Origin of the sequence: Ponticoccus litoralis (assembly GCF_039769985.1) — a bacterium.
Taxonomy (GTDB): domain Bacteria; phylum Pseudomonadota; class Alphaproteobacteria; order Rhodobacterales; family Rhodobacteraceae; genus Ponticoccus; species Ponticoccus litoralis.
In genome coordinates, this window is record NZ_JBDNCH010000002.1 from 390,221 (window position 1) to 407,218 (window position 16,998).

Sequence of the window (16,998 nt, forward strand, 5' to 3'; positions counted from 1 at the left end):
ATCACCAGCGCCTCGCCCTCGGGCGACAGGCTGACCGCCTCGAAGGCCCCGGTCGACATCAGGCAATCCTCGATCGCCCGCAACTCGTAATCCGCGTAGTCGACGCCCGGCAGGGCGCCGCAGGTCATGCGGATGTCTTCTTCGGGGATGAACTCGGCACCGCGCACCGCGACCGTCTCGAAGACGCGCGCGGATGCGGGGGCGGACAGGGAAATCACGGCGAGAGCGAGCAGAGCCTCTCGGCAGCGGGGGGCGTGGCAGACGCGCGACACGGGTATTCCTTCGACTTCTTGGCAGTTCGGAGAGGGACAGCCCTCAGCGGAGACGGGCGTTGAGCAGCGACCGCGTCAGGTAACTCAGAACCGAACGCTTGCCGCTCTCGATATCGACCTGGGCCACCATGCCCGACCGGATCGCGAAGCGCTCGCCGCCCTGTTCGAGGTAGTTGTGTTCGGTCATGACCATGACCCGGTAGAAGTTCTGCGGGCCCTGCCGCGTCTCTTCCTCGACCGTGTCCTCGGAGATCTGCATGACCGTGCCGCGCAGGTCGCCATAGGTGGCAAAATCATAGGCCGTGATCTTGACGCTGGCGGGCATGCCCGGCGCCACGAAGGCGACGTCGCGCGGCAGCACCTTGGTCTCGATCACCAGCTGGTCGTCGATGGGCGTGATTTCCATGATCGGCTCGCCCGGCTGCACAACCCCGCCCAGCGTGGTGATCGCGATGTTGTTCACCCGCCCCGCAACCGGAGAGCGGATGGCGGTGCGCTGCAACTCGTCCTGCTTCTGCACCGCCTCTTCGGACAGCGCGCTGAGGCGCGAGCGCCGCTGCGCGAGGTCCTTGTAGGCATCCTGCACGTAGGCGTTGCGCGTGTCGCCGATCCGACCGTCCAGCTCGGCCTTCTTCTGTTCCAGCTGCAACAGGTTGATCCGGCTGACAGAGCCGCTGGCGGCCAGCGGGCTGGTAATGGCGATCTGTTCCTCGATGGCGGCGCGTTCGCTTTCCAACGCCTGTAGCGAGGCCTCCAGCTTGGTGCGGCGCGCCTTGAACAGCCGCAGTTCGGTCTGCTCGGCGGTGTTGGGCTCGGCGCCGAAATCCAGCTTTGGCTGTTCCAGCACCTCGGCCTCCAGCCGGGCGACCTCGGCGGTCAGGGCGGTGATCTGGCTTTCGGCGGCCATGAAGGCAGAGCGCGAGCGCGTCGCATCCAGCCGCGCCAGCACCTGCCCGGCCTCGACGATATCGCCCTCGGCGACCTGAAGCTCGGCGAGGATGCCGCCCTCAAGGCTCTGGATCGTCTGCATGCGGCGGGCCGGAATGACCTTGCCGTCGCCCCGCGTCACCTCGTTGACCTGCGCCACCGCAGCCCAGGCGATGGCCGCCAGCAGCGACAGCACGACAAGGTAGATCGTCAGGCGCGACCGGCGCAGCGTCTGCTGGCGGTAACTTCCGTCCACATGGCTGGGGTCGAAGAGCTCGGGGCTGCTCATGTCACTGCCTTCACCTGCGCCTTCTGCACCGTGTTCGCACGGGCCGTGTTGAGGATCTGCAGCAGGTCACCGTCGCGCGCGATCTTGCCCTCTTTCAGCACCAGCGTCCGCTGCGTCAGGCTGAGCAGCTCGCGCTTGTGGGTCGAGATGATCGCCGTGCGCCCCTCGAGCCAGGTGTTCAGATGGGTGATGACCTGCTTCTCGGTGATGTGGTCGAAGGCCGCCGTCGGTTCGTCCAGCAGCACGATCTTCGGGTCCTGCAACAGGATGCGCGCCAGCCCGATGGCCTGACGCTGGCCGCCGGACACGTTGCCGTTGCCGTGGATGACAAGGTCGAGCCCGCGCACGTGGCGGCGCACGAAACTGCCCAGCCCGACCGCGTCCAGCGCTTCGAGCAGCTGATCGTCCGAGTGCAGCCCGTGATCCAGCAGCAGGTTGTCGCGCAGCGTGCCCTGGAACAGCGCGACCGATTGCGGCAGGTAGCCGATCTGGCGGCGCCGGTCGAGCGGGTCGATCTGGCTGAGCGACAGGTCGTCCAGCAGCACAGAGCCTTCCTGCGGGTCGATCAGACCGGCAATCAGCCGCATGAAGCTGGACTTGCCCGCGCCGTTGCCGCCCAGCAGCGCGATGCGCTCACCCGCCTTGATATGCAGGTCGCGAATATTGACCACCGGCGGCGCGGCGGGATCGTGACGGAAGACCACGTTGTCCAGCCGGAATTCGCCGCGCAGATCCGAGGCACGCACGAAGTGGCGGTCGGCGGGGCGTTCCTGCGGCAGCTCCATGATCTTGTCGAGACCGTCCAGCGCCGCGCGCACCTGTTGCCAGCGGGCCAGCAGACCCGCCACCTGCCCCATCGGCGTCAGCGTGCGGCTGGACAGGATCGTACAGGCGATCAGGCTGCCCACGGTCAGGCTGCCGGAGCTGATCAGGTAGACACCCGCGATGATGACCCCGGCATAGGTGACCTTCTGTACGCCGCTGACCAGCTGAGTCATCGTCGTGGTCAGGTTGCGGGTCTTGACCGCCGTATTGGCCATGGTGGCGGACAGCTGGGCATAGGACCGCTGCAACCGCCCCTCGGCCCGGGCGGCCTTCACGGTTTCAAGGTTCGAGATCGTTTCCAGCAGCAGGCCGTTCAGGGCGGCGGCCTCGCGGGCGTTCTCGCGCGAGGCACGGGCCAGACGCCCCTGCATCAGCATGCCGGGAACGATGGTCATGATCACGCCAAGCAGCGTGACGATGGCCACCGGCCCGCCGATGAACCAGATCACCGCAAGGAAGATCGCCACGAAGGGAATGTCGCAGAGCGCCGTCACCGTGCCCGAGGTGAAGAACTCGCGCACCGTCGCGAAATCCCTTACCTGGTTGGCGAAGACCCCGGTCGAGGCAGGCTTGTGCGCCAGCCGCATGTTCGCGACCCGGTCGAACAGCTTCGACGAAAGCTGCAGGTCCAGATCCCGGCCCGAGACGTCGATTAGCGAGGCGCGGGTGGTGCGCAGGACAAGCTCCAGCAGGATGGCCAGCCCGACCCCGCTGGCCGGGATCCACAGCGTGTCGAAGGCATTGGTCGGCACCACGCGGTCATAGACCTGCATGGAAAACAGCGCCGTCGCGATGGCCAGAAGGTTGGCCGCAAAAGAGGCAAAGACGACGTCGCGATAGATCCACCAGTTCCCCAGAACCGGCCCCCGCAGCCAGTGGCCCTGCTTCGGCTTCGACTCGTCCAGCCGATCCGACACGATGTCGATGGGCTTGGACACCAGGATGCGCCCGTCGTGCTTTTCCGCCAGTTCCTTCCGGCTCCAGAACAGGCGGCCGCCCGAGGTTTCGGGCAGGATGATCTGCACGTCTTCCTCGGCCCATTTCTCCAGCACGGCGGTCCGGCCATCCTTGAGGAACAGCAGCACCGGCAGGCTGTGGTCGGGGAACGATTGCACTGGCGCCGATGTCACCCGGCAGCTCATGTTGATGCGCCGCAGCGCCTGCGGCGCAAGCTCGACCGACATCGGCTTGTCCGGCGACCAGCCAAGACCGTCCGTGAGGCGGGCCGCCGAGGTCGTCACGCCCTGCGCACGGCACAGTTCGATCAAACCCTCGACGACCGGATCGAAGTTCTGGTGGGCGTTCATGGCCGGTGGTTCCCGCAATATTGCATGCTACTCATGACCCGCTCGATGCAAGGATCAGGGTGCCGAGCACCCCAAGATCGCGGGCGGCCTGGTATTCCGTCCGCTTTCGTTCGTCGTAGGTGTCAACCTGATCGACCCGCGCGTCGTAAAGATCGCGTCCAGTGGTCAGCACGTCGATCAGCTCTCGCTGTCCGGCCACGAACTGATCCTCGTAGTTCGCAAGGACGCGGGTGGCCTGTTCCAGCTGGGTGACGCGCGACTGCTCTGCGGTCCGCAGCGTCGCGATGTGGCGAAGCGCCGTCTGGGCGGTATTGGTCATCTGCCGCTCGATGCCGCGCAGCGAGGATTCCGCCGCAGCCGCGTCCGAGCGGGCCACCTGAACGGCCCGCCCGCCAAGGCCGCCGGCGTTCAGGTCGACCCCCGCCGACAGCCCCAGCGCGGTGCTGGTGCGCCCGCCGTTCAGGTCGGTCCGCCCCTGCGCCTGCAACTGGATCGTCGGCAGGCGCGCGGCCTTCGCCCGGTCGACATTGGCAAAGGCCTCTGCCGCGCGGGCGCGCCCGGCGATGTAATCCGGCGCGATGCGCACGGCGGACTGGATCTTGGCCGCATTGCCGTAACGCCGCGCGTAGTCCAGCGAGGGAGGCGCCTGCACAGCCGACAGCTTGCGCCCGGTCAGGAAGGCGATCTGCGAAAGGCTCATGTCGCGATCCGCCATCAGGCTGTTCAGCTGATCCTGCGCGCGGGCCACTTCCAGACGCGCCCGGGCGACCTCGCCATTGTCGCCAAGACCGGCACGGGCGCGGCCCTCGGCCTGGGTGGACAGGCGGTCGGCGAACCCCATGTATTCGCGGGTAAGCGCGATCTTGCGCTCGGCGATCTCGACGTCGAGGAACGCCTCGGAGACCAGCAGGGTCAGGTCTTCCACCGACATCTTCAGATCGGAAACCGCCTGCACCCGGGCCTGCGTCGCGGCCTTGATCTCGCTGCGGATCAGGCCCCAGTCATAGAGCACCTGCGACACCGTCAGCGAGATGCCGGGTCCATTGGCATCCGTGGTGCTGGTGTCGCTGGAGAGGCTGACCTTGGGGTAATAGCCGTCGCGCGCCTGCTTGATCCCCAGCGTCCGGCTGGCGACCTGCTGGCGCAGCGCGGTCACATTGGGGTCGAGTTCCGTCGCCAGCCGCGCCGCGTCCTTCAGGGCCAGCTGCGCGAGGGCCGGCGCCGCCAGCACCCCAAGGGCAAGGGCAGACACCGCGGCCAGCCGGGCGCACCGCGTGACCAGCAAGGCTGCGATCGGTTTGCTGGGGCTCTTCGTCATGTCTCACCTTCGGCAGTCAGGGGAAGCAGCAGGTCCGGTGCGTCCAGCCCCTCGGGCGACAACTCGGTGGCCTCTGCGAAAAACGGGGCAGACGGACCGTCCGTCTGCGGGGGATCAAGGGGGCGCCGGCACTTTGGCCGCCGTCCTGGTCGGCCTCGTCCTGCATGGTGCTGGCAAGGATATCGTCCAGGGCACGCGCGACCTCGTCCTCGGCCTCTGGCGCGCCAAGCAGGGCGTCGATGTCCTGCTGCAGCGCGTCTGCATCGGCGGCGGCCTGATCGGCGGCCGGCAGGGCCGCCTGGCTTGCCCGGTCGTCGTCGTCCCCCTCGTCGTCCTGCACGTCCGAGAAGAGGTTCATCGAGCCATAGCCCGCGGCCAGCCCGGCCCCGGCGCTGAGCATGGTCGAGCCACCGCCAAAGGAAGCTGCATCCCCGTCGGCCTCGCCGGTTTCACCCGATGCGGCAGCAGTGCGGCCCGGCCCGTCGTCGCCCCCGGCAGCCCCGGGGGCGCTGCCTGCGTCCAGCGCCGACGCCATGTCGCCGCCCATGTCGTCCAGCGAAGGCTCCGGTGCCGTCAGGCCGGTCACCATCGGCTCGCCCCGGGCGTCCAGCAGGCGGCTGTAGTCGCCCTCGGGGTCGATGACAAAGAAGTTCCCGATCTTCAGGGTCTGACCGTCAGACAGCTGCACCGCCAGATCGCGGCCCGTCTTCTCGTGACCCACGACCTCGGGGCCGGTCGCCGGGAGGGCGATATCTGACGCACGATTCAGCGCGATCCCGGCCTCCACAACCAGTGATTGCGCCTGATCCCGCCCCACGCCACGCACGGACAGCTCTGTTGCCATTCAACCACTCCCCAAGAAACGGGACGTCCCACGTTATTCTTGGTCCAAACCTCTGCAAACAAACGACCACATACAATTCGAACGCGCCAGCAGGACGAAGAGAACACAGGTGTTCACGGGCGCCCTGGGTTCGGATTATATCCTGAAACTCGCCTTACAGGAGAATACACCCAATAGATGCATATTACCTGCATTTATGTGGGTCAACCAAAGACACCCCCAAAAGACTTATCCGGTTTCGTCGTCCGCACCACCCAGACCGCCCAGCAATCCGCTTCCGGTATCGAACAGCGACGAAAGTACGCCATCGATCTCGGCCTCGCCCAGAAGGCCGCCATCGCCGGTGTCGACCGCTGCGGCGGGGTCGTCGGACTCTGCATCGCCTCCGATCAGCAGGTCGAAGATGCCCGGCCCGCTGTTGGTGACATCACCGTCGACAGAGCTGCCAAGGATCTGCGTCAGCAAGCTGTCGATCTCGTCATCCGGAACGGCGTCATCCGCCAGCAAGCCCTGCTCGATCAGGGAACCGCCCATGTCGGCAAGCCCGCCAAGACCCGCGGTCAGATCGTCGACATCCTCCACCGGGTCGAGCGGAACATCGATCCCGAAGACATCGTCGTCGCCGACAAGGGCGGCAATGAGGTCCTCGCCGCCGCCGGAGGCAAGCAGCGTATCGACGAAGTCATCCACGCCCGGATCATCACCCAGATCGTCGCCCGGCCCCGTGTCCGCCGCTTCGCCAAGGGTCGGCCCGCTGTCCGGCGCTGCCTCCACAAGGCCTTCGGTCCCGGCAGCGGTCGCCAGCGGCTCATCCGCGCCCTGCCCCCCGTCCGCCGCACCGCCGTCTCCGGCCAGCGTATCGCCAGCAAAGGCCGAGACGAGGCCCCCTTCGGGTGCGTCATCCAGTGCGGTACCGCTGTCCGCTTCGGCTACGATTTCGGCTTCGGCTTCGGCAGGGCCATCGCTATTCGCAAAGGCGCCGAAGAGCGACCCCAGCAGCCCGCCTTCGCCGATCACCGGGTCGAGCACCGAGCCCAGAAGCCCGCCGCCCCCGAACAGCCCGCCCAGCAGGCCGTCGTCGCCCAGCACCGCATCGACAACGCCGCCCTCACCGGTCACCGTGTCGAGCACCGTGTCCACAAGACCGTCATCACCGAACAGCCCGCCCAGCAGACCGTCGTCGCCCAGCACCGCGTCCACAACGCCGCCCTCGCCGGTGACCGTGTCGAGCACCGTGTCCACAATGCCGTCGTCGCCGGTAATGCCACCCAGCAGGCCGTCGTCGCCCAGCACCGCGTCGATCGGTGTGTCGGGCACGGCGCCCAAGGGCGCGTCGTCAGCCGCGACGGGATCCGCCGAGCCACCGCCCCCCAGCACGCCGCCGAGCAGCCCGCCCTCACCGGTCACCGTATCGAGGACCGAACCCACAAGGCCGTCTTCTCCGACAATGCCACCCAGCAGGCCGTCGTCGCCCAGCACCGCGTCGACAACGCCACCCTCGCCGGTGACCGTGTCGAGCACCGTGTCCACAAGACCGTCGTCGCCGACAACGCCGCCCAGCAGACCGTCGTCCCCGATCACCGTGTCGACAACCGAACCCACAAGGCCGTCGTCGCCGGTAATGCCACCCAGCAGGCCGTCGTCGCCCAGCACCGCGTCGATCGGCGTTTCGGGCACGGCGCCCAAGGGCGCGTCGTCAGCCGCGACGGGATCCGCCGAGCCACCGCCCCCCAGCACGCCGCCGAGCAGCCCGCCCAGAAGCCCGCCCTCACCGGTCACCGTGTCGAGGACCGAACCCACAAGGCCGTCGTCGCCGACGATGCCACCCAGCAGACCGTCTTCGCCCAGTACCGCGTCGACGACGCCGCCCTCGCCGGTCACCGTGTCGACAACCGAACCCACAAGGCCGTCGTCGCCGGTAATGCCACCCAGCAGGCCGTCGTCGCCCAGCACCGCGTCGATCGGCGTTTCGGGCACGGCGCCCAAGGGCGCGTCGTCAGCCGCGACGGGATCCGCCGAGCCACCGCCCCCCAGCACGCCGCCGAGCAGCCCGCCCAGAAGCCCGCCCTCACCGGTCACCGTGTCGAGGACCGAACCCACAAGGCCGTCTTCTCCGACGATGCCACCCAGCAGGCCGTCGTCGCCCAGCACCGCATCGACAACGCCGCCCTCGCCGGTCACCGTGTCGAGCACCGTGTCCACAAGTCCGTCGTCGCCGACAACGCCGCCCAGCAGACCGTCGTCGCCCAGCACAGCGTCGACAACGCCGCCCTCGCCGGTGACCGTATCGAGCACCGTGTCCACAATGCCGTCGTCGCCGGTAATGCCACCCAGCAGGCCGTCGTCGCCCAGCACCGCATCGACAACGCCGCCCTCGCCGGTGACCGTGTCGAGCACCGTGTCCACGAGGCCATCTTCGCCGACGATGCCACCCAGCAGACCGTCGTCGCCCAGCACAGCGTCAACAACGCCGCCCTCGCCGGTCACCGTGTCGAGGACCGAGTCCACGAGGCCATCTTCGCCGACGATGCCACCCAGCAGGCCGTCGTCGCCCAGTACCGCGTCGACAACGCCACCCTCGCCGGTCACCGTGTCGACGACCGAGTCCACGAGACCGTCTTCGCCAACGATGCCGTCCAGAAGACCGTCTTCGCCGACCACCGTATCCAGGACCGAGTCCACGAGACCGTCTTCCCCGACGATGCCGTCCAGAAGACCGTCTTCGCCGACAACCGTGTCCAAAACCGAGTCCACGAGGCCGTCGTCGCCAACGATGCCATCCAGAAGACCGTCTTCGCCGACAACCGTGTCCAGGACCGAGTCCACAAGCCCGTCTTCGCCAACGATGCCGTCCAGAAGACCGTCTTCGCCGACAACCGTGTCCAGGACCGTGTCCACGAGGCCGTCTTCGCCAACGATGCCGTCCAGAAGACCGTCTTCGCCGATCACCGTGTCCAGGACCGAGTCCACGAGCCCGTCGTCCCCGACGATGCCATCCAGAAGACCGTCTTCGCCGACAACCGTGTCCAGGACCGAGTCCACGAGGCCGTCTTCGCCGACGATACCATCCAGCAGACCGTCTTCCCCGACAACCGTGTCCAGGACCGAGTCCACAAGCCCGTCTTCGCCAACGATGCCGTCCAGAAGACCGTCTTCCCCGACAACCGTGTCCAAAACCGAGTCCACGAGCCCGTCGTCGCCGAGGATGCCATCCAGAAGACCGTCTTCGCCGACCACCGTGTCCAGGACCGAGTCCACGAGACCGTCTTCGCCGACGATGCCATCCAGCAGACCGTCTTCCCCGACCACCGTGTCCAGGACCGAGTCCACGAGGCCGTCGTCGCCGACTATGCCATCCAGCAGACCGTCTTCGCCGACGATGCCGTCCAGCAGGCCGCCCCCGTCAGCATCCGCATCGGCGGGCTCATCCCCTCCGGATGCGTTGGCCGGCTTATCGGTCGAAGGCGCGGGCCCGTCCTCGGGCAGCGGAGACGGAGCAATGGCGGGTTGATCGCTGTCGGTTTCCGCCGGTTCCAATGGCTTGACGATGCCGACCTCGGGGCGCGCCTCGACAACCGTTTCCGGGGCCGTGGATGTCGGAGCCGCGTCAATCGCATCGGCAGTCGCGGCCCTTGCCACCTCTACCGCCGTCGGCTCATCCTCGCTGTCGGGATCCGCAAAGGGGAACGGCCCTGCGCCGACATCGATCTCTACCGCCGCCTGCGACTCGGGGCCTGCCAGATCTTCCGCCCCCGGCACCTCGACCGGCGGCGCCGCGTTCAATCCGGTCTCGTCCGTGGGCCCGGTCTCAGCGGACTCCATCGGCGCCCTGCTTGTATCGGGTGCCCGCTTTCCGCCGGCATCGCCGGACATCCGGCCCGGCGCCTCCTTGGGCGGCAGAGCGGCCTGAAGCGATGTCTGGCCCTCTGCCGTGGCGTTCTGGGTCGCAAGCCCCATGCCGATGACGCCAGAGATCGCGGCAATACCGGCCTGACCAAAGTCAGCCCGCGCGGATACCGTCGCATCGCGCTCGCGCGCGACGTAGACGTGCTCCTGCGGCCCCTCGACCGTCAGCGGCCTGCTGCCCGAACCACTCTTTCCCCTGCGAGCCCCCAATCGGGTGTTCCTTTCACTCAGGTCATTCGCCGCGTCACGGCCAAGCCGGCTCGATTCTCGATGGGAGATCGAACATTCTTTCGTTTGTATAGCTTTCGGCTACCCGCCTGTCCACATTCTTTGGTATGTAAGCACCCCGTGCGAGCTTCGGGGCTTTTACACTTCACAGCCAAAAGACGGCAACGCCCGGCAATCAAAGGTTGAATCGCCCCACCGCCCTGAACGCGCGGGTCCCGCTCCGCGCCCCCGCCGGTCGGTCCGCCGAAACGGGGCGCGGCATCGCCATCGCCCCCGACCCGCCCCGGGACCACCCCGGACCCGGCCCAGCCCGGGCCGTTCACCCCAAGCAGGCCGGTCGGGGGAAACACCTCTTCACGCGCCGCTTGACACATCGAGACGAAACACCGGCTCGGTCGCCCGGAAAGCCACCGCCGCGCAGCCTTTGAGCGCTGCGACGGGCTGCCCGTCGGATGCGGCTTCGGGTCCGTCAGCCGAAAGCGGCGACACCCACGCCTTGGTCGCGACCCTGCCGGGGTCGATAAGCGCCATGGACGCAGGACACCCGCCCCGAGCCAGACGCCTGTTCAGCGTCGCTTTCCCTGTGATGCTGGCACAATGCAATTGACTGACAGTCCTGGCCAAATCCGATCTGACCAAGGCGCACCTGCGTCATGGTGCGGGCCTGCTCATGACGCCCGGGTACCACGCCGGACCCCCAAGAGGAATCCCCCACGGCACCTGTGCCACACTGCCGGAGAACGGACCGGCCCCGCAGGGACCCTGAACGTGCCGCCCGGCAGTTACCCGCGCGGACAGGCAACAGGCGGGCGGGAAGGCCCACAGGTCTTGGGACCGAACAATCAAGCCAGGGAATTGCCCGCAATTCTGGCGGAGGCTCAGGGATTCGAACCCTGGGGACGCTCTCACGCCCAACGGTTTTCAAGACCGCCGCATTCGACCACTCTGCCAAACCTCCGGTCCCGCCGCGATACCCCCGCCAAAGCGATTCTGGAAGCACCCGATCGGAAAATCCGCACCGCCCCTGCGGTGCAGGGTTCCCCTGAGACTCCGAATTGGCTAGTCTACCGCCAAAGGCGGGCCGCAAGAGCCCGTACCAGAGGCAGCAAACGACCGGGACAACCCGGCGTGACGCGGTGACATCGGTCGCCACGGCAAAGGCGAGAGGCAAGAGATGAGCGGTTCTTCGGCACATATCGGCAGGACTCTGCGTGTATCGGTTGCGGGCATGGCACTGCTGGGCCTGACCGCCTGCGCCGAGGGCCAGATGCCCGGCTTCCTGAAATCCAAGGGCGATGGCGATGTCGTCTCGCGGGCCAGCACCACCGGCGGCGGCAAACGCACCTCTGAACGCGACGTCGAGGCGCCGGATATCTTCCAGTGCCACCGAGGCGGGCCTCTGGGACGGCAGGCCCTCGCTGGGCGGGGTCTGGGTGGCGCATCCGGACGTCAAGGAACCCGAGCGGGCGATCATCCGCAACGAACAGAACGGACAGTTCGTCATCGGCGCGCTGTTCAAGCGCGAACGGCAAAGCCCCGGCCCGCGGCTTCAGATCTCGTCCGACGCCGCCGCGGCGCTTGGCGTGCTGGCCGGTCAGCCGTCGAACCTGAACGTCGTCGCGCTGCGCCGCGAAGAGGTGGCAGAGGCCGCCCCCGCACCGACGCCGGTGATCAACGCCGCCGGTGAGACAGAAGCCATGCCCGCCGCCCCCGGCGTGACCGAGGGCACGCTGGACCCGGTCGCCACCTCGGCTGCCGCCGCCCTCGATGGCACCGCCCTGCCCCCGGCCTCTGCACAGGGCGACACGCCGCAGCCCAGCCTGGCCGCAGCTGTTCCGGCGCCCGGGCCGAAGCCCGCCGCCAAGCCTGCCAGCGCCGCCAGCAGCCTGAAGAAGCCCTATATCCAGATCGGCATCTTCTCGGTCAAACAGAACGCCGAGAACACCGCCACATCGATGCGGCAGTCCGGCATGGTGCCCACGGTCAAGGCCCACAACAGCCGGGGCAAGGAGTTCTGGCGCGTGGTCGTCGGCCCGGCGCAGACCAAGGGCGAGATGGACACCCTGATGAAGACCATCAAGGACAATGGCTTTACCGACGCCTACGCCGTCAGCAATTGATGCCCCGCCCTGCGCGCAGGGCACAAAACCGCGCATCGGGATGACAGGCTCTCGCATATCGGGGATAACCGGGGCACAGCCCCCCGGGGACCGTTCGACTCGGCCCTTTCCGGGCGGCGGTCGGCCCCCGGTATCGTTCGGGCCGGACCCGCGCCACAGGAGACAGACCATGAGCCAACTCTCCCGCTTTCTTGCCAGCGCCGCGACCCTCGCGCTGATCGCCACGCAGGCCCCGGCCTTCGACACCACCGCGCGCGCGGCCTTTGTCCTTGATCAGAAGACCGGCACGGTGCTTCTGACCAAGAACGCCGACGAAGCGCTGCCCCCCGCCTCGACCTCGAAGCTGATGACGCTCTACGTAGCCTTCGAGGCGATCCGGGACGGGCGCCTGCAGCTGGACGAACGGCTGCCGGTGTCGCAGCACGCGCAAAGCTATGGCGGTTCGACCATGTTTCTCGACACCACGGACCGGGTCCGGGTCGAGGATCTCTTGCGCGGGATCATCGTTCTGTCGGGCAACGACGCCTGCGCGGTTCTGGCCGAGGCCCTGTCGCCCGACGGCACCGAAAGCGGCTTTGCGCGGATGATGACCCAGCGCGCGCAGCAGATCGGCATGACCTCTTCGACCTTCAAGAACGCCTCTGGCTGGCCCGCCGAGGGGCACGTGATGTCGATGCGCGATCTTGTCCTTCTGGCCGATCGCATCATCACCGACTTCCCGGAATTCTACCCGATGTTCGCCGAGCAGAAGTTCGAGTTCGACGACCGCGCGCCCTCCAACGTCAACAACCGCAACCCGTTGCTGGGGCTCGGGATCGGCGCCGACGGGCTGAAGACCGGCCACACCGAAGAAGCGGGCTACGGCCTTGTGGGCTCTGCCAAGAGCGGCGACCGCCGGGTGATCTTCGCCATCACCGGCCTGCCCACAAGCGGCGAGCGCGCCGAGCAGTCCGAGCAGATCGTCAACTGGGCCTTCCGCCAGTTTGCCGAAAAGACCATCGTGACCAAGGGCGCGACCATCGCCAGCGCCGAGGTCTGGATGGGGGCCACCGACCGCGTGGACCTGGTCGCCGAAGAGGATGTGACCATGCTGCTTCCGACGCTGTCCGCCAACGGGCTGGAGGCCGAGGTGGTTTACACCGGCCCGATCGAGGCGCCGGTGCGGCAGGGCCAGAAGCTGGCGGAACTGATCATCCGCCCCGAGGGCCTGCCCGAGCGCCGCGTGCAGCTGGTCGCCGCCGGCAATGTCGAGGCCGGCGGCTTCGTCGACCGGATGCTGACGGTCAGCCGCGTGCTGGCCCAGCGGTACTCGGCGCAGCCGCAGGACTCGATGTGAGCGGCAAGGGCCTGTTCGTCAGCTTCGAAGGCATCGACGGTTCGGGAAAGTCCACGCAGGCGCGCCTGCTGGCCGAGGCCCTGCGCGCCGAGGGCCGTGACGTTCTGCTGACCCGCGAACCGGGCGGCAGCCCGGGCGCCGAGGAAATTCGCGCGCTGGTCCTGCAGGGCGACCCCGACCGCTGGTCGGCGGAAACCGAACTGCTTCTGTTCACCGCGGCCCGCCGCGATCATCTGGAACGCACGATCCGCCCGGCACTGGCCGAGGGCCGCGTGGTGATCTGCGACCGCTTCGCCGACTCGTCGCGCATGTATCAGGGCCGCGACGGGCGCCGCGCGCAGGTCGACGCGCTGCATGACCTGATGATCGGGATAGAACCGGACGTGACGCTGCTGATCGACATGGACCCCGAGGCCGGCCTGTCCCGCGCCAAGGCCCGGGCCACCGCCGAGGAACGCTTCGAGGATTTCGGCCTGCCGCTGCAACAGGCCATGCGCGCGGGCTTTCTGGCCCTGTCGCGGGAGTTTCCCGCACGCTTCCGCGTGATCGAGGGCAACCGGGCCATGGACACTGTCGCCGCCGATGTGCGCGCCGCGCTGGAGCCGGTGCTGTGAGCGATCCCGAAGACCTTCCCGAACCGGACCGCGCCCCGGGCGCCCCGCATCCGCGCTTCTGCCCGCAGGTTCTTGGGCAGGGGCGCGCCGAAGCCGGTTTCCTCACCGCCTTCAACGCCGGGCGCCTGCACCATGGCTGGCTGCTGACCGGGCCGCGCGGCGTCGGCAAGGCCTCTTTCGCCCGGGCCATCGCGCGCTTCCTGCTGGCCACGCCCCCGGACGAGGGCGACGGCCTGTTCGGCGCCCCGCCGCCGCCCGAAAGCCTGCACATCGACGACGAGCACCCGGTCGCGCGGCGTCTGCGTGCCCTGTCGGAACCCGGGCTGTGCCTGATCCGCCGCGGCGGCCTGGGGACCACCGAGTCCGAGCGCGAGAAGAACTACCGGGACGGCAGGTTCTCTGCCGGTATCCGCGTCGACGAGATCCGCAAGCTGGCGGACTTCATTCACATGTCGTCGACCGATGGCGGGCGGCGCGTGGTGATCGTCGATGCCGCCGACGATCTGAACGCCAGCGCCGCCAACGCGATCCTGAAGATGCTGGAAGAGCCGCCCGCCCGCACGACGCTTCTGCTGATCTCGCACCAGCCCTCGGGTCTGCTGCCGACGATCCGCTCGCGCTGCCGCGAGTTGCGACTGGCGCCCCTATCGCCGGACGATCTTGGCGCGGCCCTGCATCAGGCCGGCGTCAGCCTGAACCCCGAGAGCGCGGCGGCCCTTGCGGTGCTGTCCGATGGCTCTGTCGGGGCGGCGATCCGGCTGATCAGCCTTGACGGGCTGGCGCTCTACCGCGACATCCTCGGCCTGCTGGGCAGCCTGCCCGCGATGGATCGCGGGCGCCTGCTGCGGCTGGCCGAAAGCTGCGCCGGGCGGGGCAAGGAAGAGCGCCTTGCCCTCTTGCTGGGGCTTACCGACCTCGCGACCGCGCGCCTGGCCCGCACGGGGGTTCTGGGTTCTGCCGGAACCGAGATAGAGCGCGGCGAGACCGAGCTTCTGCGCCGCCTGTCACCGGACGCGGGTGCCGCCCGCCGCTGGGCCGATGCCGGACAGAAGGCCTCGGACCGCGCCCGGCACGCGCTGTCCGTCAACGTCGAGCCTGCGGCGCTGGTCACCGACCTTTACCTGCAACTGGCGAAGGCCGGTTGAAAGCGGGCCCCGGCGCCGCGCGGTGACGCGCGGACACCGGCAGGCCCGCCCCTCAGACGAGGCCGCCCGCGATCATCCGGTCCGCAAGCCGGGCATAGGCCTCTGCCATGGCACCCGAGCCTGTCGCCACCGGCACACCGCCATCGCCGCCCAGCCGGGTGTCGAGGTCGATCGGCAGCTGCGCCAGCAGCGGCACACCCAGCGCCTCGGCCTCGGCCACCACGCCGCCATGGCCGAAGATCTGGCTGTCCTTGCCGCAATGCGGACAGGTGAAGACCGCCATATTCTCGATCAGCCCCAGAACGGGCGTCTTCAGCGTCCGGAAGGCGTCCAGGGCTTTGCGCGCGTCGATCAGGGACACATCCTGCGGCGTCGAGACGACGATGGCGCCTGCCACCTCGCTTTTCTGGCACAGGCTCATCTGGATATCGCCGGTGCCCGGCGGCAGGTCGACGATCAGCACGTCCAGCTGGCCCCAGTCCACCTGCATCAGCATCTGCTGCAGCGCGCCCATCAGCATCGGCCCGCGCCAGACCACCGCCTTGCCCTCTTCCAGCAACGAGCCAATGGACATGACCGTGACCCCATGCGCCTTGAGCGGCACGATGGTCTTGCCGTCCGGGCTGGCGGGGCGCTGCGTCAACCCGAACATGCGCGGCTGCGACGGCCCGTAGATATCGGCATCCAGCAGCCCGACGGATTTGCCCGCCCGGGCAAGGGCCACCGCAAGGTTAGACGAGACGGTGGACTTGCCGACACCGCCCTTGCCCGACCCGACCGCGAGGATCGTTTTCACGCCCGCCGGGCGCATCGGCCCTTCCTGCGGCGTGGCATGGCCGCCCATCTTCAGCGCGGGCGGCTTGCGCTCTTGCGTGGGCGCGCTGAGCACGGCGCTGGCGCGCAGCACGCCGGGCACGTCCAGCGCCACGGTCTCGGCGGCCTTGCGCACCGGCTCCATCAGGCGCGCGATCTCTGCCGTCGGCGCTTCGATGACGAAGCGCGCAACGCCCTCTTCGACTGTTAGCGCCCGAATCAAGTCCCGGGAAACGAGGTCCCCGCCATCGGGAAGGCTGACGCGCGCCAGTTCCCGCAACACCGATTCTTTCGTTTCCTGCATGCCCATACCTCTTCAATTTGCCTCTTTAAGTGGCGCTACCCCTACGGCAACGCAACTCCTACCGCCCCGGGCGCCGCATTAGCCAGCATAACCTGCCGCCCATAGTCATCTTTACCATGCAATTGCTGCATGGCGGCATTGCTTGGGAAGGCATTGTGCACGTGCAGCATTTCACCCATCTTGGGGACAACAGAACGAAACACTGCCTGAGGCAATAGACAATGGCACACGCAACACATATCGCGACCGGCAGCCAAAGCGGTCTGCTCGCCCGGGTCGCCACCCTGATCGAAACTCTCCGTGCACGCTCCGCAAAGCGCCGGATCTACAACCAGACCTACCGCGAGCTGGCAAGCCTGTCCGACCGCGACCTGATGGATCTGGGCATGAGCCGGACAGAGATCCGCCGCGTCGCATGGCAGGCTGCTTACGAAGCGTAAGCAGCAAGCTGGATATGATATCCGGCGAAAAGGGGCGGCCCGGCCGCCCAACGGAATACCGGGCCCCGATGGCCCAGAGACATGTGAAGGCCCCTCTCCTCCTCCCTGGGGTCTAGCATAAGCGGCGGCACCTCTCCTCCTCCCTGGTGTCGCCGCACCCTACAATCGGGCTTCTCTCGCGCAAGCGACTGCCGCCCACGACATGCCGGACCCCTCTCCTCCTCCCTGGGGTTTACGGTATCAGCGACGGTGCCTCTCCTCCTCCCTGGCACCGTCGCAACCTTACAAAGGGTTCCGGCGTTTGCCTGTG

At 68.0% G+C, this 16,998-nt stretch carries 10 protein-coding genes, 1 tRNA gene and 1 pseudogene; 5 read left to right on the forward strand and 7 right to left on the reverse strand.

Annotated elements, in window-relative coordinates:
• Window positions 1–315 precede the first annotated feature (315 nt).
• The 6 genes from ABFB10_RS02940 to ABFB10_RS02965 all read right to left on the reverse strand — a co-directional run bounded on the left by ABFB10_RS02940 (window position 316) and on the right by ABFB10_RS02965 (window position 10,874).
• Entirely contained in the window at window positions 316–1,488 is a 1,173-nt protein-coding gene (locus ABFB10_RS02940; RefSeq protein WP_347165316.1) for a beta-barrel domain-containing protein, read from the reverse strand.
• Entirely contained in the window at window positions 1,485–3,620 is a 2,136-nt protein-coding gene (locus ABFB10_RS02945) for a type I secretion system permease/ATPase (RefSeq protein ID WP_347165318.1), read from the reverse strand. Before ABFB10_RS02945 ends, ABFB10_RS02940 begins: the two co-directional genes overlap by 4 nt.
• A gap of 31 nt (window positions 3,621–3,651) precedes the next feature.
• Window positions 3,652–4,938 carry a TolC family protein gene (locus tag ABFB10_RS02950; RefSeq protein ID WP_347165319.1) on the reverse strand — a complete coding sequence of 429 codons (1,287 nt, stop codon included), beginning with the start codon at window positions 4,936–4,938 and terminating at the stop codon, window positions 3,652–3,654.
• 16 nt (window positions 4,939–4,954) lie between these two features.
• Window positions 4,955–5,782, reverse strand: coding sequence for a BapA/Bap/LapF family prefix-like domain-containing protein (locus ABFB10_RS02955; RefSeq protein WP_347165320.1), 828 nt, complete (start codon window positions 5,780–5,782; stop codon window positions 4,955–4,957).
• A 228-nt stretch (window positions 5,783–6,010) separates the two neighbouring features.
• On the reverse strand, window positions 6,011–9,898 hold the full coding sequence (locus ABFB10_RS02960) for a hypothetical protein (protein ID WP_347165321.1): 3,888 nt from the start codon (window positions 9,896–9,898) through the stop codon (window positions 6,011–6,013).
• Between the two features lie 886 nt (window positions 9,899–10,784).
• Window positions 10,785–10,874, reverse strand: a tRNA-Ser gene (locus tag ABFB10_RS02965).
• A 216-nt stretch (window positions 10,875–11,090) separates the two neighbouring features.
• On the opposite strand from ABFB10_RS02965, the pseudogene ABFB10_RS02970 reads away from it, so the two are divergent.
• The 4 genes and pseudogenes from ABFB10_RS02970 to ABFB10_RS02985 all read left to right on the forward strand — a co-directional run bounded on the left by ABFB10_RS02970 (window position 11,091) and on the right by ABFB10_RS02985 (window position 15,131).
• A pseudogene (locus ABFB10_RS02970) lies at window positions 11,091–12,036 on the forward strand (SPOR domain-containing protein).
• Window positions 12,037–12,205: 169 nt separating this feature from the next.
• Window positions 12,206–13,372, forward strand: coding sequence for a D-alanyl-D-alanine carboxypeptidase family protein (locus tag ABFB10_RS02975; protein ID WP_347165322.1), 1,167 nt, complete (start codon window positions 12,206–12,208; stop codon window positions 13,370–13,372).
• Entirely contained in the window at window positions 13,369–13,986 is a 618-nt protein-coding gene (tmk, locus tag ABFB10_RS02980; protein WP_347165323.1) for a dTMP kinase, read from the forward strand. The genes ABFB10_RS02975 and tmk overlap by 4 nt, the downstream gene beginning before the upstream one ends.
• Window positions 13,983–15,131: a DNA polymerase III subunit delta' gene (locus ABFB10_RS02985; protein ID WP_347165325.1), complete on the forward strand. Its 1,149-nt coding sequence runs from the start codon at window positions 13,983–13,985 to the stop codon at window positions 15,129–15,131. Before tmk ends, ABFB10_RS02985 begins: the two co-directional genes overlap by 4 nt.
• A gap of 52 nt (window positions 15,132–15,183) precedes the next feature.
• Here the strand turns inward: ABFB10_RS02985 and ABFB10_RS02990 are convergent, their stop codons facing one another.
• Entirely contained in the window at window positions 15,184–16,248 is a 1,065-nt protein-coding gene (locus tag ABFB10_RS02990; RefSeq protein WP_347165326.1) for an Mrp/NBP35 family ATP-binding protein, read from the reverse strand.
• Between the two features lie 221 nt (window positions 16,249–16,469).
• Between ABFB10_RS02990 and ABFB10_RS02995 the strand changes: the two genes are divergently transcribed.
• Window positions 16,470–16,688, forward strand: a complete 219-nt coding sequence (locus ABFB10_RS02995; protein ID WP_347165327.1) for a DUF1127 domain-containing protein — start codon at window positions 16,470–16,472, stop codon at window positions 16,686–16,688.
• Window positions 16,689–16,998: the final 310 nt, after the last annotated feature.